This window comes from Pelomonas aquatica, from assembly GCF_026712205.1.
Lineage (GTDB): Bacteria > Pseudomonadota > Gammaproteobacteria > Burkholderiales > Burkholderiaceae_C > Pelomonas > Pelomonas aquatica.
Genome location: NZ_JAPPUW010000010.1, coordinates 178,880 through 199,906, shown reverse-complemented (window position 1 = coordinate 199,906; position 21,027 = coordinate 178,880). Strand labels below are relative to the sequence as shown.

Sequence of the window (21,027 nt, the reverse complement as noted above, 5' to 3'; positions counted from 1 at the left end):
GCCATGCTGGAACTGGATGAAGTTGAACGCCATGGTCTGCACTCCGGGGTGATTCGGAGGTCAGATTACGGGTCGGGTAGCTCATGGCGTGAGCCTGCTGAGGCAGCTTACCAATCAGGTTCTCGGATCTTCGGAGGGCAGACTTTAGCGGCGTGAATCTGTCGGACGCTCACTTCTGGGGCTCTGACCTTCGCGACGCAAACCTCCGAGGTGCGAAGCTTCGCGGGTCGAGTACTCTGGACGCGGACTTCGGAGGTGCCGACCTGCGCGGAACTGACCTTCGCGGAGCCGACTTGCGTTTCGCCAAAAATCTAACCGAAGGCCAACTTGGAACAGCCAATGGTGACTCGACAACGTTCGTCCCCTTCGGCATGAAAAGCCCAGCCGGTTGGGGTCATTGACTTGTAATCGACTCGCAGGTCTCGACTCTAGAGGGTGGCCAACCGGGCTACAGAGGGGGCCCAACCATTCATTCAAGCGGACTGCTTCGCAGGCGCTGAATTCAGACGTTGAACGGCGGCTTCCGGGCGCTGAATCCTGCAAATCGAAGGACCGCAACCGCTGGATTCTGTTGAAAAACTCGGATCGGACGCGGTCGACGGCCCAAATCGGACCTATGAGCGCCGACGTTTTCCGCGACATCCCGCCGGGTCAATCGTCACGGCAATCGCGCCTGAGGCCTCCAAGGCAGCTGCGAGGGCCATCGCCGTGACGTCATCACCACAAGCCTTCGAAATGGGCTCGTTCCGACTTGTCGTAGCAATCGGGTTTTTCAACAGAATCGCTGCACTGCAGCCTGTCGCAAAACGAGGTCGGCTCACGCGTGCCGTGAAGGCCCCAATCAGTGTCCGACGGACTTCCTTTGTGGCCGTGCAAATGGGGCGGCCAGGCGAGGATCTCCGACGGACTTTGGCGCACTCCACGTACGCTGAAAATTCAACAACTTACGAGTGCTAATCCCGACGGACTTTATTTGTTGAAGTCACAAAGTCTGTTTGTTGATTTCCTTCGAAACCTGACCCACCTCTCACACTGACTTCCGTTCAAACCTGACCCACGTATCAACCTAGCCTGCCGCAATTTGCGGCAGGAGCACTGGAGTGATTGACGTGGCGCACGGAGTCTCATCAGGCGGTGGGCCCCGCGCGAGCAGTTGTCCATCCGCGAGATAGCCTGACGCACCGGCCTGTCTCGCAACACCATCAGGAAGTACCTGCGCAGCGGCGACCAAGAGCCGACCTACGCCAAGCGAGCCAGCAAGAGCCGGCTCGACCCCTTCGCCGAGAAGCTGGCCCACTGGCTCAAGACCGAGGCCGGCAAGACGCGCAAGCAGCGGCGCACCTTGAAGCAACTGCATGCCGAGCTGGTCAGCAGCCGGGCACGGTGCACGACGTCTGGCAGTTGGAGAAGCCGACCCTGATGAAGGTGCAGCGGTAGGTGAGCAGTCCCAGCGCCCGGGCCCGCTCTCGCAAGCGGGCGCTCACCAGGGGCACGGGATAGGGACGATGACTGCTGCTGCATGGCGAGACGGTCTCAGTTTGACCCGGATCTGCCTGTGCTGCGCCACAGACTGCTCACTCCGTCATCAGATGCGCCACCAGCTTGCGCAAGATCGCCAAGGCAGGGGGCTCCGCGCGCCGGGCCAGCGTGACCACACCGAACCGCGCGGTGGCGTTCAAGGCAGGCTTGAGCGCGAGTTCCACCAGGTCAGGCGCTGCGGCACGGATGGCAATCAACACCGCGTCGCTGTCCTGGGCGACCTGAACAAGGCTGGAAATCTCTCCACAGCGCAAGGTCACGCAGGCCGTCGGGTGCGCTTCTGCGCCGTAACGCTCGACGAGCGTGCGCGCCACCTCGTCGCTCAGGGGTGTGGAAGCAATCGGAAACTGGCGCACCGCGGCGAAGCGGATCGGCCCCTTTGCCTGGGCCAGCGGATGCCCCTCGCGCACCATGAAGGCGCCGCGCATCTCCACGATGTGGCTCACCTGCAGGTCGGGCGCGGGCAGCAGTGCCCGGGCATCCACCACCAGTGCGTCGAGCTCGCGTTCGCGCAGCGCGGTGACCAGCCTGTCGGTGTCGCCGCGCGTGATGTCGACATGCACTTTCGGGTGCGATTGCGCCATCGTCCGCAGCAGGGGTGTCATGAGCATGGCGCCTGGCCCGGCTCCCAGGCCGACGCGGATGACACCCGTCCGACCCGCTTCCATCTGCTGCCCGCTGCTGGCCAGGTCATCGGCATCGGCCACGAGCTGGCGGGCGCGTTGCAGAGCTTCCATGCCGAACGGCGTGAGCACGCTGCGCCGACCGATCCGGTCGAACAGGGGCTGCCCCAGTTCCTCTTCCAGCGCCCGGATGCTGCGGCTCAGCGCCGGCTGGGTCAGGAACAGCGCCTGCGCCGAGCGTGTGAAGGAGCCCGTCTCAGCCAATGAAATCAGGTGCCTCAGCTGCACGAGGGTCATCGGGAAAACCTGGGTAATTCATTCAATGAATTCATCATACATGCCATAACAATGCATTGGACGTTCTGTTTCCGGGCTCCTACATTGCTTCCAAGCCTTGGGTCGCACCGATCCTTCGCGAACCCGGAGAGCCCATGTCCGCCGATGCTGTGCCAGCCGCCCAGGCATCCTCCACCGCCCAGGCGGCACCGACCGAAGCGTCCGCCTACCTGCTGCACAAGCTCCGGGCGCAGGTGGGGGAGTTCGTCACCTTGCGGCGCGACATCCACCGCGAGCCGGAGCTGGCCTTCGAGGAGCACCGCACCGCAGCGCTCGTGGCCGACAAGCTCGAAGCCTGGGGCTACGAGGTCGAGCGGGGCGTCGGCGGCACCGGCGTGGTGGGCCGCCTCGTGCGTGGCACCAGCGGCAGGCGCCTCGGCTTGCGCGCCGACATGGATGCGCTGCCCATCGAGGAGGCCACGGGCGCGGCCTGGAGCAGCCGCCGGCCGGGCCTCATGCATGCCTGCGGCCATGACGGGCACACCGCGATGCTGCTGGCGGCGGCGCGGCGCCTCGCGGAGGCCGGCCGCTTCGACGGCATGCTGCACCTCATCTTCCAGCCGGCGGAAGAGGGCGGTGGCGGCGCCCTGCGCATGATGGAGGACGGGTTGTTCGACCGGTATCCCTGCGATGCCGTCTTCGCCATGCACAACATGCCCGGCCTGCCGCAAGGTCAGCTGGCGTTCCGGGAAGGGGCGGCGATGGCGTCGAGCGATTACGCCACCGTCACGCTGACCGGCATCGGCGGGCACGGCGCGATGCCGCACAAGGCGGCCGACCCGATCGTCGCGGCGGCCAGCCTCGTGATGGCACTTCAGACCATCGTCTCCCGCAACGTCGATCCGCAGGCCATGGCGGTGGTGACCGTCGGCGCGCTGCATGCGGGCCAGGCCAACAACGTCATCCCCGCCAGCGCCACCCTGGAGCTGAGCGTGCGCGCGCTGGACCGCGAGGTGCGTGGGCTGCTGGAACGCCGGATCCGGGCGCTGGTGGCGTCCCACGCCGAGAGCTTCGGCGTGCAGGGCCACGTGGCGTGGCGCCCGGGCTACGCGGTGCTCGTGAACTCGCCGGACGAGACCGAGCTCGCCCGCCGCGTGGGCCTGGCCTTGCGCGGCGCCGCCGGCGTCACGCTGCAGGCGCCGGCGCTCTCCGGCAGCGAGGACTTCGCCTTCATGCTGGAGCGCGTGCCTGGCAGCTATCTGCTGATCGGCAATGGCGACGGCAGCAGCCCGGGCGCCTGCATGGTGCACAACCCGGGCTACGACTTCAACGACGACAACATCGCCATCGGCGCGGCCTACTGGACGCTGCTGGCCGAGACCTTCCTGCCCGACTGAACGCAGGCCGCGCCTGCATCGCCACGACTGCTGCGGTCGTGGCCCTGCCCCGAGATCGCAGCATCCAACGGGCTCGCGCCCGAGCGAGACTTGCCATGAATCCTTCAGCCACCCATCCCTTGCCAATGCCCTCCGCCCGCGCCCCCGCTGCGGCGCCCCGCGCAACGCCCAGGGCCGCCGTGCCCAAGCGGGTCGTCGCCGCCACCGTCGCGGGCAATGCGCTGGAGTTCTACGACTTCGTCACCTACGCCTTTTTCGCGGTCTACATCGGCAAGACCTTCTTCCCCGCGGCCACGCCGCTCGGGAGCCTGCTGCTGTCGGTGGCCGTGTTCGGCGTGGGCTTCTTCGCACGGCCGGTTGGCGGGGTGCTGATCGGCGCCCTCGCCGACCGCGCGGGCCGCCGCCCGGCGATGCTGCTCACCATCGTGCTGATCACGCTGGGCACCCTCGGTCTGGCACTGACGCCTTCCTACGCGAGCATCGGGATCGCTGCGCCGATCATCGTCGTGGCGGCACGGCTCATCCAGGGTCTCGCGCTGGGCGGCGAAGTGGGGCCGTCCAGCGCCTTCCTCATCGAGTCGGCCCCGGCCGAACGGCGGGGCCTCTATGCCAGCTGGCAGCTCGCCAGCCAGGGCGCCGCCGGCCTCGTGGCCGGTGTCATCGGCCTGGCCCTGACCCAGGCGCTCTCGCCTGCCGAGATGCTCGCCTGGGGCTGGCGCGTGCCCTTCGCCGTCGGACTGCTGCTGGTGCCGCTGGCACTGTACCTGCGCCACGCCATGCCCGAGACCCTGCACGCCGCCCCCGCGCAGCCGCAGAACAGCGGCGTCACGGGCCTCAAGCGCAAGGGCCGGCTCATCGGCCTGGCGGTGCTCGTCATCATCGGCGGAACGGTGTCGACCTACGTCGCCAACTTCATGACCACCTACGCGATCACGACACTGAAGATGTCGTCCAGCGTGGCCATGGGCGCGACGGTCGTCGTGGGCCTGATGACCCTGGTGTTCTCGCTCCTCGGCGGCTGGCTGTGCGACAAGTTCGGCCGCCGGCCGACCATGTTCTGGCCCCGCGTCGCGGCGGCCGTGGTCACCGTGCCGGCCTTCATGCTGCTGATCGCCAACCCCACGGCAATGACCCTGTTCGCGGTGTCGGCGGTGCTCGCGGCCCTCACGGCGCTCAGCGCGGCGGCGTCCCTCGTCGCCATCCCCGAACTGCTGCCGCGCGGCATCCGCGCCACCGGCATGTCCATCGCCTACGCGGTCGGGGTGTCCCTTTTCGGCGGCACCACGCAATTCATCATCACCTGGCTCATCGGCGTGACCGGCAATCCGGCAGCACCGGCCTGGTATGTCGCCGCCACCAGCGTCATCACGGCCCTGGCCATGCTGGCGATGCCCGAAAGCCGCGATCACGCGCTGGAGGACTGATCCGCGGGCATACTCGTCCCCATGGCAGGAGAGTGCTGGCCCGCAAGGCCGGCCACCGAAGGCGCAATCTCCCATGAACGCTCAGGTCCCATACTGCGCATCACCATCGCCGTCTGGAGAGCCGTCACGCCCGTGACGCACCGAAGGAGCAAGGCCGCGGGGGAGCCCGTGGCCGAAACTCTCAGGTACCAAGGACAGGGGGAGCGGCACCTCGCCGGGCCATACCCGGCGAATGCATCGCTTTTGGAGCTCTCCCCATGAAAGTCATCGTCCTTGGCGCCGGCCTGCTCGGCGTCACCTCCGCCTATTTTCTGCGTCAGCAGGGCCACGACGTCACCGTCATCGACCGCCAGGCCACGCCGGCGGCGGAAACCAGCTTCGCCAACGGCGGGCAGATCTCCGTCAGCCATGCCGAGCCCTGGGCCAACCCCGACGCGCCGCTCAAGGTGCTGAAGTGGCTGGGGCAGGAGGATGCACCGCTGCTGTTCCGCCTGCGGGCCGACATGCGGCAGTGGCTGTGGGGCCTGCAGTTCCTGCGCGAGTGCACGCCAGCCCGCACGCGGCACAACATCGAGCAGATCGTGCGGCTGGGCAGCTACAGCCGCGCGGTGCTGCAGGCACTCCGTCGGGACCGCGGCCTGGCCTACGACCAGCGCACCCAAGGCATCCTGCACTTCTACACGAGCCAGCAGGAGTTCGATGCCGCGGAGGCGCCTGCGGCGCAGATGCGCGCGCTCGGCTGCGACCGGCGCGTCATCTCCGCCGACGAGGCCGTGAGGCTGGAGCCCGCGCTGGGCCACATCCGCCCGCGACTGGCCGGCGCGACCTACACGGCGGAAGACGAGTCGGGCGATGCCAACCAGTTCGCCAGGGAACTCGCCGCCCGCTGCGAGGATGACGGCGTGACCTTCCTGATGGGCCACACCCTGACCGCGCTGCGCGAGGCCGGCGGCCGCATCGACCATGCCGAGGTGGTCGACGCCGAAGGCCGCTACCGGCAGCTGCGCGCCGACGCCTACGTGCTGGCCATGGGCAGCCTGAGCCCGCTCGTCGCCGCGCCCCTAGGCATCCGCCTGCCGATCTACCCGGCCAAGGGCTACTCGGTGACGATGCCCGTGCTGGACCCCGCGAGGGCGCACCAGGTCTCGCTGACCGACGACGAGTTCAAGCTCGTGTTCTCGCGCCTGGGCGACAGGCTGCGCATCGCCGGCACGGCGGAGCTCAACGGCTACGACCGCCACCTCAACCCGCAGCGCTGCCAGGCCATCGTGCGTCGCGCCGAAGCGCTGTTTCCCGGCGCGGGCGATGTCAGCCAGGCGCAGTTCTGGACCGGGCTGCGGCCCGCGACGCCGTCCAACGTGCCCATCATCGGCCGCTCCCGCCTGCCCAACCTGTTCCTGAACACCGGCCACGGGACGCTCGGCTGGACGCACTGCTGCGGCTCGGGCAAGAGCATCGCCCAGATCGTCAGCGGCATGGCGCCGGAGGTGGACTTCGCCTTCGCGGGCCTGGCGCTTCGCCGCGTATCGACGTCAGGCGTGGGCGCCGCCGCCTAGACGCGCGCGTCGAAGGAGCGCACGCCGGCGTTCGATGCTCACAGGGTATCGAACCAGTCTCAAGCTGTCTTGGACGCCGGCGCGTGCCCTCCCTACGATGCCGCTCGATGTCGCGTTGGACGACACCTGCCGGGCGCCAGCGCGGCAGCATGCCAGGAGACAAACCATGATCGACAAACGGGTCGCGTCTGCAGAGGCGGCGCTGGCCGACATGCGCGACGGCGCCACCGTGATGATCGGCGGCTTCGGCACGGCCGGACTGCCCAACGAGCTGACCGAGGCGCTGATCGACGGCGGCGCGCGCGAGCTGGTCATCGTCAACAACAACGCGGGCAATGGCGACACCGGCCTGGCCGCATTGCTGTCCGCGGGCCGTGTGCGCAAGATCATCTGCTCCTTCCCCCGCCAGGCCGACAGCCACCACTTCGATGCGCTGTACCGCGCCGGGCGCATCGAGCTGGAGCTGGTGCCGCAAGGCAACCTGGCGGAACGCATCCGCGCGGCGGGGGCCGGCATCGGCGGCTTCTTCACGCCCACGGGCTACGGCACCGCGCTGGCCGAGGGCAAGGAAACCCGCGAGATCGATGGCCGCATGTACGTGCTCGAGTCGCCGATCAAGGCGGACTTCGCCCTCATCAAGGCCGAGCGCGGCGACCGCTGGGGCAACCTGACCTACCGCATGACGGCGCGCAACTTCGGCCCCATCATGGCCATGGCGGCCACCACGACCATCGCGAGCGTGCATGAGATCGTCGAGCTCGGCGCGCTCGACCCCGAGACCATCGTCACGCCGGGCCTGTTCGTGCAGCGTCTGGTGCAGGTGCACCGCGCCGTCACGCGCGCGGGCGGCTTCAAGCAGGCGGCGTAAAGGACAACTCATGGCTGAACTTCTGAATGGCGTGCGCCGCTGGACGCGCGACGAGATGGCCGCCCGCGTGGCCGCCGACATCCCCGACGGTGCCGTGGTGAACCTCGGCATCGGCTTGCCCACGGCGGTCGCCAACCACCTCGGCGCCGACAAGGAGGTGGTGCTGCACTCCGAGAACGGCGTCATCGGCATGGGCCCCGCGCCGGCGCCCGGCGAGGAGGACTATGACCTCATCAACGCCGGCAAGCAGCCCGTCACGCTGCTGCCCGGCGGCTGCTTCTTCCACCATGCCGACAGCTTCGCGATGATGCGCGGCGGCCACCTCGATTGCTGCGTGCTCGGCGCCTTCCAGGTGTCGGCCGCGGGCGACCTGGCCAACTGGCACACCGGCGCGCCCGATGCCATCCCGGCCGTTGGCGGCGCGATGGACCTGGCCATCGGCGCGAAGAAGACCTTCGTGATGATGGACTACCTCACCAAGGCCGGCGAAGCCAAGCTCGTGCCGGCCTGTACCTATCCGCTCACCGGCGTGGCCTGCGTGAGCCGCATCTACAGCGACCTGGCCGTCATCGACCTCACGCCGCACGGCCCCGTCGTGGCCGAGTTGGCCTCGGGCCTCACCCTCGCCGCGCTGCGAGCCCTGACCCCTGGCGTGCGCCTGCTGGCCGCCGACACCTTGAAGGAGGCCGCATGACCCGCCACGCCTACCTCTGCGACGCGCTGCGCACGCCCTTCGGCCGCTACGGCGGCAGCCTGTCCGGCGTGCGCGCCGACGACCTCGGCGCCGTGCCGCTGCGCGCGCTGATGGCGCGCCACCCGCAGCTCGACTGGGAAGCGGTGGACGACGTCCTTTACGGCTGCGCCAATCAGGCGGGCGAAGACAACCGCAACGTCGCGCGCATGTCGGCCCTGCTGGCCGGCCTGCCCATCACGGTGCCGGGCTCGACGGTGAACCGGCTGTGCGGCTCGGGCATGGATGCCATCGGCAGCGCCGCCCGTGCGATCAAGAGCGGCGAGGCCGGGCTGATGATCGCCGGCGGCGTCGAGAGCATGAGCCGCGCGCCCTTCGTCATGCCGAAGGCCGAGAGCGCCTTCAGCCGCGCCAACGCCATTTACGACACCACCATCGGCTGGCGCTTCGTCAACAGGCTGATGAAGGCGCAGTACGGTGTGGACGCCATGCCCGAGACCGCCGAGAACGTGGCCACGGACTTCCGCATCAGCCGTGAGGACCAGGACCTGATGGCCCTGGCCTCGCAGCGCAAGGCCGTCGCGGCGCAGCAGGCCGGCGTGTTCGACAGCGAGATCACGCCGGTCACCGTGCCGCAGAAGAAGGGCGAAGCCCTGGTCGTGTCCAAGGACGAGCATCCGCGCGACACCTCCCTGGAAGCGCTTGCCAGGCTCAAGCCGGTGGTGCGCCCGGAGGGCACGGTGACGGCCGGCAACGCCTCGGGCGTGAACGACGGCGCCTGCGCGCTGCTGCTGGCTGACGAGGCCAGTGCGCGGCGCCACGGCCTCAGGCCACGCGCCCGCGTGGTGGCCATGGCGACAGCCGGCGTGGCGCCGCGCGTCATGGGCATCGGCCCCGCGCCGGCCTCGCTCAAGGTGCTGGCGCAGGCGGGCCTGAGGCTCGACCAGATGGACGTCATCGAGCTGAACGAGGCGTTCGCTGCGCAGGGCTTGGCCGTGCTGCGCCAACTCGGCCTGCGCGACGACGATCCGCGCGTGAACCCCAACGGTGGCGCGATCGCGCTCGGCCACCCGCTCGGCGCGAGCGGCGCGCGGCTGGTGATGACGGCGGTCAATCAGCTCCACCGCAGCGGCGGACGCTATGCGCTGTGCACCATGTGCATCGGCGTGGGGCAGGGCATCGCGGTCATCGTGGAGCGGGTGTGAGCGCGGCGCGCCTGCACCACGAACTGGCGCTGCCGACCGGCGGCATGCCGTCCGGCCTCACGCTGATGCTCAGCCATGCGTTGGGCTGCGACCTGCGCATGTGGGACGCCCTGGCCGCGCACCTGCGCGCGCAGGGGCACCGTGTGCTGCGCTATGACCAGCGCGGCCACGGCCGCAGCGCCGCGCCGCCCGGGCCCTACACCATGGCCCAGCTGGCGGATGACGCCGCTGCGCTGATCGAGCGCCTGGGCGTCGGTCCGGTCGTGTGGGTGGGCCTGTCGATGGGCGGCATGGTCGGCCAGGAACTGGCCCTGCGCCACCCGAGCGCGGTGCGTGCGCTGGTGCTCGCGAACACGACGTCAGGCTACCCGCCCGAGGCCCAGGCGGGGTGGGCGCAGCGCATCGAGGGCATCCGCCAGGGCGGGCTGGAGGCGGTGGTGGACGGCGCGCTGCAGCGCTGGTTCCACGAGGGCTTCCGGGCCGAGCACCCGGGCACGGTCGCGCTTTGGCGCGAGCGCGTGCTGGCCTGCGATCCGGCCGGCTACATCGCCTGCTGCGAGGCCATCAGCCAGATCGACACCACCCGCCGCCTGCCGGCCATCGACGTGCCGGCCCTCGTCATCGCCGGTGCGCTGGATGCGGGCACGCCGCCGGCCATGGCCACGCGCATCGCCCAGGCCGTGGCCGGTGCGCGGCTCGTCGTGCTGCCGGAGGCCTCGCACCTGAGCGTGCTGGAACAGCCGGCCGCCTTCGCCGCGGCGCTGGACGCGTGGCTCGCCGGCCTGCCGCGGGTTTGACCGTGCTGGCCGCACTGCGCCGCGACGCCTCGCTGTCGGCGATTGCCGCCGGCCTGCTGGCGGTGCTGATCTCCTACGCCGGGCCGCTGGTCATCCTGTTCCAGGCGGCGCAGGCCGCCCACGTGTCGCCGGAGATGACGGCCTCCTGGGTCTGGGCGATCTCGGTGGGTGCGGGCCTGAGCGGCATCGTGCTGAGCCTGTGGCTGAAGGCGCCGGTCATCACGGCCTGGTCGGCGCCCGGCACCGCGCTGCTCATCACGCTGTTTCCGGGCCTGTCGCTCAACGAAGCGGTCGGCGCCTACCTGACGGCGGCGATGCTGATCGGCCTCGTCGGGCTGACCGGCAGCTTCGACCGCCTCATGCGCCACATGCCGCCCGGCATCGCGAGCGGCATGCTGGCCGGCATCCTGTTCCAGTTCGGCGCGCGGGCCTTCAAGGCCGTCGAGACGGCGCCGGTGCTGGGGCTGGGGCTGGGCATGCTGGCCGGCTATCTCGTCTTCAAGCGGCTGTGGCCGCGCTATCACGTGGTGGCCGTGCTGGCCCTGGGGCTCGCGCTGACCGCAGCCCTCGGCCAGTGGTCCCAGCGGGGACTGACCTGGCAGCTGACCGTGCCGCAATTCATCACGCCGGCATGGTCGTGGGCGTCGTCGCTGAGCCTGGCGCTGCCGCTGGTGCTCGTGAGCCTGTCGGGCCAGTTTCTGCCCGGCATGGCCATCCTGCGCAGCGCGGGCTACGCGACGCCGGCGCGGCCCATCCTGGCGGTCACCAGCCTGGGCGCGCTGCTGACGGCACCGTTCGGCGGCATCACGACCGTGCTGGCGGCCATCACGGCGGCGCTGTGCACCGGCCGCGAGGCGCATGCCGAGCCGTCGCGGCGCTACGTGGCCGGCTTGGCCAACGGCGTGTTCTACCTGCTGGCCGGCAGTCTGGGTGGCAGCCTGATCGCGCTCTTCCTGGCGCTGCCGCCCGCCCTCGTCGCCGTGCTTGCAGGCCTGGCGCTGCTCGGCGCCATCGGCGCCAACCTGAGCGCCCTGGTCCAGGACGCCGCCCACCGCGAAGCCGGTCTGATCACCTTCCTGGCCACCGCCTCGGGGCTCAACTTCCTGGGCCTGGCGTCGGCCTTCTGGGGCGTGGTGTTCGGCGGGGCGGCCTATGTGCTGCTGAGGCCGGCGCGCGCTTGAGCCTGCGCGGCCTCGCGCGCCGCCCGCTGCTCGGCGTAGATCTCGTCAATGAGCTGGCGCATCAGCGCGATGTCGGCCGACTGGTCCTGCAGCCGGGTGCTCATGATGATGGGCGACACCGCCTGTGCCTCGGCCAGCGGCCGGTAGACGACCTCGTCGGGTCGCAGGCGGTGAACGCTGGCAGGCACCACGCACAGGCCCATGCCCGACGCGACGAGGCCGAGCGCGGTCTGCATCTCCTGCACCTCCAGCACGCTGGCCGGCTCCAGGGCCAGGTCGCGCAGCAGGGAGAGCACCTGGTCGGCATAGCTCGGACGCGGCGTGCGCGGGTAGACGAGTAGCGGCTGCGCGGCCACGTCGCGCAGCGTCAGCGCACCTTCGCCCCGAGCGAGTTCGTGCTCGCTGGGAATGGCGACCACGAGCCTTTCCTCGCGCAGGATCTCGCGCTTGATGGACGGGTCGTCGAGCCGCACGCGGCCGAAGCCCACGTCGATGCGCCCGATCTTGAGCGCATCGATCTGTTCGACCGTGGACATCTCCGTGAGCGCCAGTTCGGTCTGCGGGTTGGCCGCGCGGAACTTGCGCACCAGCAGCGGCAGCGCGCCGTACATCGTCGACGACACGAAGCCCACCACCAGCCGCCGCTCCAGCTGCGCGATGCGCTTGGTCGAGCGCACCGCCTGCGCGGCCTGCTCCAGCAGCCGCGTGGCGTGGCCGTAGAAGAAGCGGCCGGCGTCGGTGAGCTTCAGCGGCCGCGAGCCACGCTCGAACAGCGGCGTGCCGAGTTCCTCTTCCAGGTCCTGGATCTGGCGGCTCAGCGGCGGCTGCGAGATGTGCAGCCGCTCAGCGGCGCGGGTGAAGTTCTGCTCGTCGGCAACGGCGACGAAGTACTTGAGGTGGCGGAAGTCCATTCAATACCTGTTGGGTATCGAGGCAGTCTAAGACGGTCTTGGACGGCAAGCAAGGCGCTTCCTAACATCGCTTCACTCACCTCCCATGACACCGCCATCCATGTCGTCCACTCCCCATATCCAAGCCGTAGAAACCCTGCTGGTGGATGTGCCGACGATCCGTCCGCACCGCCTGTCGGTGGCGACGATGAATCACCAGACGCTGGTGCTGGTGCGGGTTCAATGCTCCGACGGCATCGAAGGCTGGGGCGAGGCCACCACCATTGGCGGCCTGGCCTACGGCGAGGAGAGCCCCGAGAGCATCAAGGCCAATATCGACACCTACATCGCGCCGCTGCTCGAAGGCCAGGATGCCGGCGCCGTCGCGCAGCGGCTCGCCCGCGTGGCCGGCCAGGTGCAGGGCAACCGCTTCGCCAAGTGCGCGATCGAGACGGCGCTGTACGACGCCCAGGCGCGCCGCCTGGGCGTGCCGCTGAGCGAACTCTTCGGCGGCCGCGTGCGCGACAGCCTGCCCATCGCCTGGACGCTGGCCAGCGGCGACACCGCCCGCGACATCGCCGAGGCCGAGCGCATGCTGGACCTGCGCCGCCACAACATCTTCAAGCTCAAGATCGGCCTGCGCGGGGTGCGCGAGGACGTGGCTCACGTCGCCGCCATCAAGGCCGCACTGGGCAGCCGCGCCAGCGTGCGGGTGGATGCCAACCAGGCCTGGTCGGTCACCGAGGCGCTGGACGGCATGCGCGGGCTCGCGGACGCGGGCGTGGACATGGTGGAGCAGCCCATCGTCGCGCACGACAAGCTGGGCCTGAAGCGCCTGACCGACGCCAACATCATCCCCATCATGGCCGACGAGGCCCTGCACGGCCCGCGCGATGCGTTCGAGGTGGCGGCCACGCAGGCGGCGGACATCTTCGCGGTCAAGATCAACCAGTCCGGCGGCCTGCGCGGCGCGGCACGCGTGGCCGGCATTGCCGAGGCCGCCAACATCGCGCTGTACGGCGGCACGATGCTCGAAGGCGCCGTGGGCACGATGGCCTCGGCGCAGCTCTTCAGCACCTTCGGCGAGCTGGCCTGGTCGACCGAACTCTTCGGCCCGCTGCTGCTGACCGAGGAAATCCTGCAGGAGCCCCTGCAGTACCGCGATTTCGCGCTGCAGCTGCCCACCACGCCGGGCCTCGGCATCACGCTGGACACCGCGCGCCTGGCCCGCATGCGCCGCGCCTGACCTCTCCCCGCAAGGACCCAGACCATGCTGTTCAAAGTCGAGATGACCGTCCGCCTGCCCGCCACGATGCCCGTGGCCGAGGCCGAGGCGCTGAAGACCACCGAGCGCGAAGTCGCCCAGGGCCTGATGCGCCAGGGCAGGTGGCGCCACCTGTGGCGCGTGGCCGGCCGCTACGCCAACGTGAGCATCTTCGATGTGGACAGCGTCGAGCAACTGCACCAGCTGCTGTCGGGCCTGCCGCTCTTCCCCTACATGGACATCGACGTGGCGCCGCTGTGCCGGCATCCCTCGTCCATCCGTGACGACGACCGCTGATTCAACCCACTGATACCGACACAAGGAGACAAGCCATGAATGCCCAACAGATCGACGCCCTGCTCGACCGCTTCGAAACCACCGGCGTGACCGGCCCGGGCCATGCCCGCGTCAAGACCGTCGTGCGCCGCCTTCTGCGCGACCTGATGCTCGCGATGGAAGACCTGGACATCCAGCCCGAGGAGTTCTGGGCCGGCCTGAACTACCTCGGCCAGGCGGGCGCCCGCGGCGAGCTGGGCCTGATCGTGCCGGGCATCGGCCTGGAGCATTTCATCGACCTGCGCATGGACGAGGCCGAGGCCCGCGCCGGCCTGAAGGGCGGCACGCCGCGCACGATCGAGGGCCCGCTCTACGTCGCTGGCGCGCCGGTCTGCCAGGGCGAGGCCCGCATGGACGACGGCATGCTGCCGGGCGAGGTGGTGGTCATGTCGGGCGTCGTGCGCGGCGCGGACGGCAAGCCCATGGCCGGCGCCAAGGTCGAGGCCTGGCATGCCAATCACCTGGGCAACTACTCCTACTTCGACACGACGCAGAGCGCCTTCAACCTGCGCCGCACCATCGTGACCGACGCCAACGGCCGCTACAAGTTCCGCAGCATCATGCCGCTGGGCTACAGCGTGCCCCCGGGCGGCTCCACCGAGCAACTGCTGAACCTGCTCGGCCGCCACGGCCATCGCCCCGCCCACATCCACTTCTTCGTGAGTGCCCCGGGTCACCGCAAGCTCACCACGCAGATCAACATCGAGTCCGACCCGCATCTGTGGGACGACTTCGCCTTCGGCACCCGCGAGGGCCTCGTGCCGCCGGTGCGCACCAATGCCGACCCCGCCGCGATGCAGGCCCTGGGCGTGGACAAGCCCTTCCATGAAATCAGCTTCGACTTCGACCTGCTGACCGACGAAGTGAAGGCGCCCGCCACCGACTTCGCCCGCCCGCGCGCCGCCGCCTGACCCGGCACCGCCCCACGAACGCTGCAGCTCCAGCCCACCGGCGCGACCGGCCGGGCGAGCGGAGCCCTGCGCGCACAACCCGGAGACGCCCATGACCCACGCCACCGCCCCCGCGGACCTCGAGCAGCGCCTGGCCGGCATGCTGGTCGAGGACCCGACCCGCCACGTCTACAAGCTGCACCGCGCCGCCTTCACCGACGCGGAGCTCTTCGAGCTGGAGATGCAGCACATCTTCGAAGGCAACTGGATCTACCTCGCCCACGAGAGCCAGATCCCGAACGTGAACGACTACCTGACGACCCAGATCGGCCGCCAGCCCATCGTCATCACGCGCAACAAGGCCGGCGAGCTCAACGCCATCATCAATGCCTGCTCCCACCGCGGCGCGACGCTGTGCCGGCACAAGAAGGGCAACAAGGCCAACTTCACCTGCACCTTCCACGGCTGGACCTTCAACAACAGCGGCAAGCTGCTCAAGGTGAAGGACGCGAACGAGGCGGGCTACCCCGAGTCGTTCAACAAGGACGGCTGCCACGACCTGAAGAAGGTCGCGCGCTTCGAGAGCTACCGCGGCTTCCTGTTCGGCAGCCTCAATCCCGACGTGCTGCCGCTGACCGAGTTCCTCGGCGAATCCACCAAGATCATCGACATGATCGTGGACCAGTCGCCCGAGGGGCTGGAGGTACTGCGCGGCTCCAGCACCTACACCTTCGACGGCAACTGGAAGCTGCAGGCCGAGAACGGCGCGGACGGCTACCACGTCAGCTCGGTGCACTGGAACTACGCGGCCACCACCAACCACCGCAAGCAGTCCGCCGCCGGCGACAACATCAAGGCCATGGACGCCGGCAGCTGGGCCAAGCAGGGCGGCGGCTTCTACTCCTTCGAGCACGGCCACATGCTGCTGTGGACGCGCTGGGCCAACCCCGAGGACAGGCCGGCCTTCAAGCAGCGCGCCGAGCTCGTCGAGCGCTGCGGACAGGCCCGCGCTGACTGGATGATCAACCACTCGCGCAACCTCTGCCTCTACCCCAACGTCTATCTGATGGACCAGTTCAGCTCGCAGATCCGCGTGCTGCGGCCCATCGCCGTCGACCAGACCGAAGTCACCATCTACTGCATCGCGCCCAAGGGTGAGCCGGCCGAGGCGCGCGCCCGGCGCATCCGCCAGTACGAGGACTTCTTCAACGCCACCGGCATGGCCACGCCGGACGACCTGGAGGAGTTCCGCGCCTGCCAGCAGGGCTATGCCGGCATCGCGCTGCCCTGGAACGACATGTGCCGCGGCGCCACGCACTGGGTGCAGGGCGCCGACCCGGCGGCGCAGGAGATCGGCCTGAAGCCCGTGCTCAGCGGCGTGAAGACCGAAGACGAAGGCCTCTACACCGAACAGCACCGCTACTGGCAGCAGAGCCTGCGGCAGGCGCTGCAGAAGGGTGCACAGCAGGCGGCCGACGCTTGCGACCGCCACGGCGACCACTGCCACCACGGCGCCTGAGGAGACCCCGATGAGCACGATGACCTTCGAGCAGGTGCAGGCCGTCCTGTACCGCGAAGCCCGCCTGCTGGACGACCGCCAGTGGGACGACTGGCTGGCCTGCTACCACCCCGACGCCGAGTTCTGGATGCCGTCCTGGGACGACGACGACCAGCTCACCACCGACCCGCAGCGCGAGATCTCGCTGATCTACTACCCCAGCCGTGCCGGGCTGGAGGACCGCGTCTTCCGCATCAAGACCGAACGGTCGGCAGCCAGCATGCCGGAGCCGCGCACCGGCCACAACCTGCACAACCTCGAGATCCTGTCGCAGACCGACGGCGAGGTGCAGCTGCGCTTCAACTGGCACACGCTGAGCTACCGCTACAAAACCACGGACAGCTACTTCGGCACCTCGCACTACACCCTCGACACGACGGGCCCGCAGCCGCTGATCCGGCGCAAGCACATCGTGCTGAAGAACGACTACATCCACCACGTCGTGGACGTCTACCACGTCTGAGCCGGAGCCTCGCCATGGGACACCAGATCGCGCTGCAGTTCGAGGACGGGGTCACCCGCTTCATAGCCGCCAAAGCCACCGAGACCGTCGCCGATGCCGCCTACCGGCAGGGCGTGAACCTGCCGCTGGACTGCCGCGACGGCGCCTGCGGCACCTGCAAATGCTTCGCCGAGTCGGGCCGCTACGAGATGGGCGACTACATCGACGACGCGCTCAGCGATACCGAGGCCCGTGACGGCTTCGTGCTGACCTGCCAGATGCGGGCGCAGAGCGACTGCGTCGTGCGCGTGCCGGCCACGTCGGCCGTGTGCCGCACGCAGCAGGCGCGCTTCGAGGCGGCCATCAGCCGGGTCGAGCAGCTGTCGCCCAGCACCATTTCGCTGTCGCTGCGCGGCGAGGCGCTGAACCGGCTGGCCTTCCTGCCCGGCCAGTATGTGAACCTGCAGGTGCCGGGCAGCGCGCACACCCGTGCCTACTCGTTCAGCTCGCTGCCGCGCGATGGCGAGGTGTCCTTCCTGATCCGCAACGTGCCGGGCGGGCTGATGAGCAGCTTCCTGACGCAGCTCGCCAAGGCCGGCGACGCGATGACGCTGACCGGCCCGCTGGGCAGCTTCTACCTGCGCGACATCAAGCGCCCGCTGCTGCTGCTGGCCGGCGGCACGGGCCTGGCGCCCTTCACCGCGATGCTGGAGAAGATCGCCGAGCAGGGCGCGCCGCAGTCGGTGCACCTGATCTACGGCGTGACGCACGACGCAGACCTCGTGGAGATGGACAAGCTCGAGGCCTTCGCCGCGCGCATCCCGCAGTTCACCTTCACCGCCTGCGTCGCGAGCGAGAGCAGCGCCTGGCCGAAGAAGGGCTATGTCACCCAGCATCTGGAGCCGGCGCATCTGCACGACGGCGAGGTGGACGTCTACCTCTGCGGCCCGCCGCCGATGGTGGAGGCGGTGAGCCAGACCCTCCGCGAACGCGGCCTGCAACCGGCGAACTTCTTCTACGAAAAGTTCGCGGCGAGCGCATGAGGTCGGCCATGGGTTCACAACGATTCACGGACCGCACGGCGGTCGTCACCGGCGCTGCGCAAGGCATCGGCCGACGGGTGGTCGAGCGGCTGCTCGACGAGGGCGCCCAGGTCGCGGCCATCGACCGCTCCGAGCTGGTCCACGAACTGCGAGCGCTCCCCGGTGCGGCCGGTCGTGTGCTGACGCTGACCGCCGACCTGGAGCAGTTCGCCGACTGCCATGCCGTCATGGCCGAGACGCTGGAGCGCTTCGGGCGCATCGACGTGCTCGTCAACAACGTCGGCGGCACGATCTGGGCCAAGCCCTTCGAGCACTACGGCGAGCACGAGATCGAGGCCGAGGTGCGGCGCTCGCTCTTCCCCACGCTGTGGTGCTGCCGCGCTGCGCTGCCGGTCATGCTGGAGCAGGGGCGTGGCGCGATCGTCAACGTCTCGTCCATCGCCACCCGCGGCGTGAACCGCGTGCCCTACGGTGCGGCCAAGGGCGGCGTGAACGCGCTGACGGCCTGCCTGGCCTTCGAGACGGCGCAGCGCGGCGTGCGCGTCAATGCCACGGCGCCCGGTGGCACCGAGGCCCCCCCGCGCCGCATCCCGCGCAACACCGCGCCGCAGAGCGAGCAGGAGAAGGCCTGGTACCAGCAGATCGTCGATCAAACCATCGAGTCCTCGCTGATGAAGCGCTACGGAACGGTCGACGAACAGGTCGGCGCCATCCTCTTTCTGGCCTCGGACGAGGCGGCCTACATCACCGGCGTCACGCTGCCGGTGGGCGGTGGCGACCTCGGCTGAGCCCGGGGCGGCACGGCCCAGCCCACAACCCCAAACGGAGACAACCCCATGACCCGCGAGATCGACGTGTCGAGGCTCATCGACGACGCCCGCTTCAACCGCTTCCACTGGATGGTGCTGTTCTGGTGCGCGCTCATCATCATTTTCGACGGTTACGACCTCGTCATCTACGGCGTGGTGCTGCCGGTGCTGATGAAGGAATGGGCGCTGTCGCCGCTGCAAGCCGGCGCGCTGGGCAGCTATGCCCTCTTCGGCATGATGGCGGGCGCCCTGGTGTTCGGGCCGCTGTCCGACAAGATCGGCCGCAAAAAGGCCATCACGATCTGCGTCGTGCTGTTCAGCGGCTTCACGGTGCTCAACGGCTTTGCGCGCAACCCGACCGAGTTCGGCCTGTGCCGCTTCATCGCCGGGCTGGGCATCGGGGGCGTGATGCCCAACGTCGTCGCGCTGATGAGCGAGTACGCGCCGCGCAAGATCCGCAGCACGCTGGTGGCCATCATGTTCAGCGGCTACTCGGTTGGCGGCATGCTCTCCGCCGGCCTGGGCATGGTACTGTTGCCGACGTGGGGCTGGCAGTCGGTGTTCTTCGTCGCCGGCGTGCCCCTGCTGCTGCTGCCCATCATCATGAAGTTCCTGCCGGAGTCGGTCGGCTTCCTGATCCGCCAGGGCCGCATCGACGAGGCGCAGCACATGCTGCAACGGGTGGAACCCAGCCACCGCCCGCAGCGGGGCCAGATGCTCAAGATGCCAGCGTTGAAGGCTGACAGCGCGCCGGTGCTGGAGCTCTTCCGCGACGGCCGCGCGCTGCGCACGCTGATGCTGTGGTTGGCCTTCTTCTGCTGCCTGCTGATGGTCTACGCGCTGAATTCCTGGTTGCCCAAGCTGATGAGCAAGGCCGGCTACGGGCTGGGCTCGTCGCTGAGTTTCCTGCTGGTGCTGAACTTCGGCGCCATCTTCGGCGCGGTGGGTGGTGGCAGGCTGGGCGACCGCTTCAACCTGCCGCGGGTGCTGGCGGTGTTCTTCGCGCTGGCGGCCCTGTCCATCGGGCTGCTGGGCTTCAACAGTCCGAGCTGGGTGCTCTACAGCCTGATCGCCGTGGCGGGTGCTACCACTATCGGCTCGCAGATACTGCTCTACGCCTGCGGCGCGCAGTTCTACGGCCTGGCCATCCGCTCCACCGGCCTGGGCTGGGCCTCGGGCATCGGGCGCAACGGCGCCATCGTCGGCCCCGTGCTGGGCGGCGCGTTGATGAGCCTGGGCGTGCCGCTCAGCGCCAACTTCCTGGCGTTTGCGGCGCCCGGGTTGGTCGCGTGCTTTGCGATGCTCGCTTTCGCCTGGACCGGCTCACGTCAGCCCGAGCGGCCGCTGACCGTCAGTTCGGCGCTGGCCTGAGGCGTCCCATCATGCGCCGTCGTCACTTCGACGGGGTGGTGCAGTAGCCCTTTCGCTTGCGGTCCTGACGGCTAGCTGCAGCGGTTGCAGTTTCGAACGCGCATCGAGGATGACCCGGCGCTGCCCATCGACAACAACCACGACGAGCAGCAAATCCGTCCCTGGGCGACGGGGCGCAAGAACTGGCTGTTCGCGGGAACGCTGCTGGCCGGGCAGCGTGCCGCGGCCATCATGAGTCTGATCCAGTCAGCCAAGCTCAACGGGCATGACCCGTATGCCTACTTGAAGGACGTCCTGCAATGGCTGCCGACACAGCGGGCCTGCGACGTCGGCGAATTGCTGCCTCATCACCGGGTACCGGTCATCTGACTGAACGCTCTGCGTCGGTCAACATGTGTTCCCTGGCTGCTTACGATGGGTTCACCGTGCGCTTGCGTAGCACGCCTGGTGGCACAGACGGAACTGCTTGTCATCGTGCCCCGTCGGCTCGGGGAGACACTGGCACAGCAGGAGAGGGTGCAGTTGCTTGAGCCGCCAGTGACGCTGCCGGCGTTTGCGGTTAAGCAGCATTGGCATCAGCGCTTTCACGCCGACCCTGCTAACGGCTGGTTAAGAGAAGCGATGGCAGAACTACTGGGACGGCTTTGAACGCCAGCAGAGACTGCGCAACCCGGAGAAGACATTGACCTTCCCCGGCCATGCCTGTTGAACAGCCCGATGGCATTCTGCGTCTGCTGGCCTTCCCTAGGCACGCAAGCCCCGCAAGTCAGGACATCGAATTTCCTTGGTGGGGTGAAGTTGGCGTAGCGCTCCCGCTGCGCGCCGGTGCGGCTGCGTCACACCTGACGCAGCGGACGCAACCGGAGC

19 protein-coding genes, 2 pseudogenes and 1 riboswitch are annotated in these 21,027 nt (G+C 69.0%); of the genes and pseudogenes, 19 read left to right on the top strand and 2 right to left on the bottom strand.

Going from position 1 to position 21,027, the window contains the following annotated elements:
- The first annotated feature begins 113 nt into the window (after nt 1-113).
- Both NYP07_RS24125 and NYP07_RS13065 read left to right on the top strand, forming a co-directional pair.
- Nucleotides 114-401 carry a pentapeptide repeat-containing protein gene (locus NYP07_RS24125; RefSeq protein WP_378990267.1) on the top strand — a complete coding sequence of 96 codons (288 nt, stop codon included), beginning with the start codon at nt 114-116 and terminating at the stop codon, nt 399-401.
- Between the two features lie 699 nt (nt 402-1,100).
- A pseudogene (locus tag NYP07_RS13065) lies at nt 1,101-1,369 on the top strand (IS21 family transposase); the annotation flags it as partial.
- Between the two features lie 205 nt (nt 1,370-1,574).
- Here NYP07_RS13065 and NYP07_RS13060 read toward each other — a convergent pair.
- A complete protein-coding gene (locus NYP07_RS13060) occupies nt 1,575-2,459 on the bottom strand; it encodes a LysR family transcriptional regulator (RefSeq protein ID WP_268151101.1) in 885 nt (294 codons plus the stop codon).
- Nucleotides 2,460-2,593: 134 nt separating this feature from the next.
- Here NYP07_RS13060 and NYP07_RS13055 point away from each other — a divergent pair, with 134 nt between their 5' ends.
- From NYP07_RS13055 to NYP07_RS13020, 8 genes are all read left to right on the top strand, one after another.
- Nucleotides 2,594-3,835 carry a M20 aminoacylase family protein gene (locus tag NYP07_RS13055; protein ID WP_268151099.1) on the top strand — a complete coding sequence of 414 codons (1,242 nt, stop codon included), beginning with the start codon at nt 2,594-2,596 and terminating at the stop codon, nt 3,833-3,835.
- Nucleotides 3,836-3,960: 125 nt separating this feature from the next.
- A complete protein-coding gene (locus NYP07_RS13050; protein ID WP_268151097.1) occupies nt 3,961-5,259 on the top strand; it encodes an MFS transporter in 1,299 nt (432 codons plus the stop codon).
- 103 nt (nt 5,260-5,362) lie between these two features.
- A riboswitch (glycine riboswitch) is annotated at nt 5,363-5,467 on the top strand.
- Nucleotides 5,468-5,516: 49 nt separating this feature from the next.
- The gene (locus tag NYP07_RS13045; protein ID WP_268151095.1) at nt 5,517-6,815 is read left to right on the top strand and encodes a D-amino acid dehydrogenase; all 1,299 of its coding nucleotides are present in this window, start codon (nt 5,517-5,519) and stop codon (nt 6,813-6,815) included.
- Nucleotides 6,816-6,981: 166 nt separating this feature from the next.
- Nucleotides 6,982-7,683, top strand: a complete 702-nt coding sequence (locus NYP07_RS13040; protein WP_268151093.1) for a 3-oxoacid CoA-transferase subunit A — start codon at nt 6,982-6,984, stop codon at nt 7,681-7,683.
- Between the two features lie 10 nt (nt 7,684-7,693).
- Nucleotides 7,694-8,377, top strand: coding sequence for a 3-oxoacid CoA-transferase subunit B (locus NYP07_RS13035; RefSeq protein ID WP_268151091.1), 684 nt, complete (start codon nt 7,694-7,696; stop codon nt 8,375-8,377).
- Nucleotides 8,374-9,579 (top strand): 3-oxoadipyl-CoA thiolase, encoded by a 1,206-nt coding sequence (gene pcaF / locus NYP07_RS13030; RefSeq protein WP_268151089.1) that lies wholly within the window; start codon nt 8,374-8,376, stop codon nt 9,577-9,579. Before NYP07_RS13035 ends, pcaF begins: the two co-directional genes overlap by 4 nt.
- Nucleotides 9,576-10,376 carry a 3-oxoadipate enol-lactonase gene (gene pcaD / locus NYP07_RS13025; RefSeq protein ID WP_268151087.1) on the top strand — a complete coding sequence of 267 codons (801 nt, stop codon included), beginning with the start codon at nt 9,576-9,578 and terminating at the stop codon, nt 10,374-10,376. The genes pcaF and pcaD overlap by 4 nt, the downstream gene beginning before the upstream one ends.
- A 5-nt stretch (nt 10,377-10,381) precedes the next feature.
- Nucleotides 10,382-11,557: a benzoate/H(+) symporter BenE family transporter gene (locus NYP07_RS13020; RefSeq protein WP_276597266.1), complete on the top strand. Its 1,176-nt coding sequence runs from the start codon at nt 10,382-10,384 to the stop codon at nt 11,555-11,557.
- Here NYP07_RS13020 and NYP07_RS13015 read toward each other — a convergent pair.
- Nucleotides 11,527-12,468: a LysR family transcriptional regulator gene (locus NYP07_RS13015; RefSeq protein ID WP_268151083.1), complete on the bottom strand. Its 942-nt coding sequence runs from the start codon at nt 12,466-12,468 to the stop codon at nt 11,527-11,529. The genes NYP07_RS13020 and NYP07_RS13015 overlap by 31 nt on opposite strands.
- A 100-nt stretch (nt 12,469-12,568) precedes the next feature.
- On the opposite strand from NYP07_RS13015, the gene NYP07_RS13010 reads away from it, so the two are divergent.
- The 9 genes and pseudogenes from NYP07_RS13010 to NYP07_RS12970 all read left to right on the top strand — a co-directional run.
- On the top strand, nt 12,569-13,693 hold the full coding sequence (locus NYP07_RS13010; protein ID WP_268151081.1) for a muconate/chloromuconate family cycloisomerase: 1,125 nt from the start codon (nt 12,569-12,571) through the stop codon (nt 13,691-13,693).
- A gap of 24 nt (nt 13,694-13,717) precedes the next feature.
- Entirely contained in the window at nt 13,718-14,008 is a 291-nt protein-coding gene (catC, locus tag NYP07_RS13005; RefSeq protein ID WP_268151079.1) for a muconolactone Delta-isomerase, read from the top strand.
- A gap of 35 nt (nt 14,009-14,043) precedes the next feature.
- Nucleotides 14,044-14,958, top strand: coding sequence for a catechol 1,2-dioxygenase (gene catA, locus NYP07_RS13000; RefSeq protein WP_268151077.1), 915 nt, complete (start codon nt 14,044-14,046; stop codon nt 14,956-14,958).
- Between the two features lie 91 nt (nt 14,959-15,049).
- The gene (gene benA, locus NYP07_RS12995) at nt 15,050-16,456 is read left to right on the top strand and encodes a benzoate 1,2-dioxygenase large subunit (RefSeq protein ID WP_268151075.1); all 1,407 of its coding nucleotides are present in this window, start codon (nt 15,050-15,052) and stop codon (nt 16,454-16,456) included.
- 10 nt (nt 16,457-16,466) lie between these two features.
- Nucleotides 16,467-16,958: a benzoate 1,2-dioxygenase small subunit gene (benB, locus tag NYP07_RS12990; RefSeq protein ID WP_268151073.1), complete on the top strand. Its 492-nt coding sequence runs from the start codon at nt 16,467-16,469 to the stop codon at nt 16,956-16,958.
- A 14-nt stretch (nt 16,959-16,972) separates the two neighbouring features.
- A complete protein-coding gene (gene benC, locus NYP07_RS12985) occupies nt 16,973-17,980 on the top strand; it encodes a benzoate 1,2-dioxygenase electron transfer component BenC (RefSeq protein ID WP_268151071.1) in 1,008 nt (335 codons plus the stop codon).
- Nucleotides 17,981-17,988: 8 nt separating this feature from the next.
- The gene (locus tag NYP07_RS12980) at nt 17,989-18,768 is read left to right on the top strand and encodes a 1,6-dihydroxycyclohexa-2,4-diene-1-carboxylate dehydrogenase (RefSeq protein WP_268151069.1); all 780 of its coding nucleotides are present in this window, start codon (nt 17,989-17,991) and stop codon (nt 18,766-18,768) included.
- 48 nt (nt 18,769-18,816) lie between these two features.
- Nucleotides 18,817-20,160: an MFS transporter gene (locus NYP07_RS12975; protein WP_268151066.1), complete on the top strand. Its 1,344-nt coding sequence runs from the start codon at nt 18,817-18,819 to the stop codon at nt 20,158-20,160.
- A 75-nt stretch (nt 20,161-20,235) separates the two neighbouring features.
- Nucleotides 20,236-20,529, top strand: a pseudogene (locus tag NYP07_RS12970) (transposase domain-containing protein); the annotation flags it as partial.
- Nucleotides 20,530-21,027: the final 498 nt, after the last annotated feature.

Bases quoted from the DNA above. Each gene is read 5' to 3' on its own strand.
- NYP07_RS13060 (WP_268151101.1), bottom strand. From the start codon at position 2,459: ATGACCCTCGTGCAGCTGAGGCACCTGATTTCATTGGCTGAGACGGGC.
- NYP07_RS13055 (WP_268151099.1), top strand. From the start codon at position 2,594: ATGTCCGCCGATGCTGTGCCAGCCGCCCAGGCATCCTCCACCGCCCAG.
- NYP07_RS13050 (WP_268151097.1), top strand. From the start codon at position 3,961: ATGCCCTCCGCCCGCGCCCCCGCTGCGGCGCCCCGCGCAACGCCCAGG.
- NYP07_RS13045 (WP_268151095.1), top strand. From the start codon at position 5,517: ATGAAAGTCATCGTCCTTGGCGCCGGCCTGCTCGGCGTCACCTCCGCC.
- NYP07_RS13040 (WP_268151093.1), top strand. From the start codon at position 6,982: ATGATCGACAAACGGGTCGCGTCTGCAGAGGCGGCGCTGGCCGACATG.
- NYP07_RS13035 (WP_268151091.1), top strand. From the start codon at position 7,694: ATGGCTGAACTTCTGAATGGCGTGCGCCGCTGGACGCGCGACGAGATG.
- pcaF (WP_268151089.1), top strand. From the start codon at position 8,374: ATGACCCGCCACGCCTACCTCTGCGACGCGCTGCGCACGCCCTTCGGC.
- NYP07_RS13015 (WP_268151083.1), bottom strand. From the start codon at position 12,468: ATGGACTTCCGCCACCTCAAGTACTTCGTCGCCGTTGCCGACGAGCAG.
- NYP07_RS13010 (WP_268151081.1), top strand. From the start codon at position 12,569: ATGTCGTCCACTCCCCATATCCAAGCCGTAGAAACCCTGCTGGTGGAT.
- catC (WP_268151079.1), top strand. From the start codon at position 13,718: ATGCTGTTCAAAGTCGAGATGACCGTCCGCCTGCCCGCCACGATGCCC.
- catA (WP_268151077.1), top strand. From the start codon at position 14,044: ATGAATGCCCAACAGATCGACGCCCTGCTCGACCGCTTCGAAACCACC.
- benA (WP_268151075.1), top strand. From the start codon at position 15,050: ATGACCCACGCCACCGCCCCCGCGGACCTCGAGCAGCGCCTGGCCGGC.
- benB (WP_268151073.1), top strand. From the start codon at position 16,467: ATGAGCACGATGACCTTCGAGCAGGTGCAGGCCGTCCTGTACCGCGAA.
- benC (WP_268151071.1), top strand. From the start codon at position 16,973: ATGGGACACCAGATCGCGCTGCAGTTCGAGGACGGGGTCACCCGCTTC.
- NYP07_RS12980 (WP_268151069.1), top strand. From the start codon at position 17,989: ATGGGTTCACAACGATTCACGGACCGCACGGCGGTCGTCACCGGCGCT.
- NYP07_RS12975 (WP_268151066.1), top strand. From the start codon at position 18,817: ATGACCCGCGAGATCGACGTGTCGAGGCTCATCGACGACGCCCGCTTC.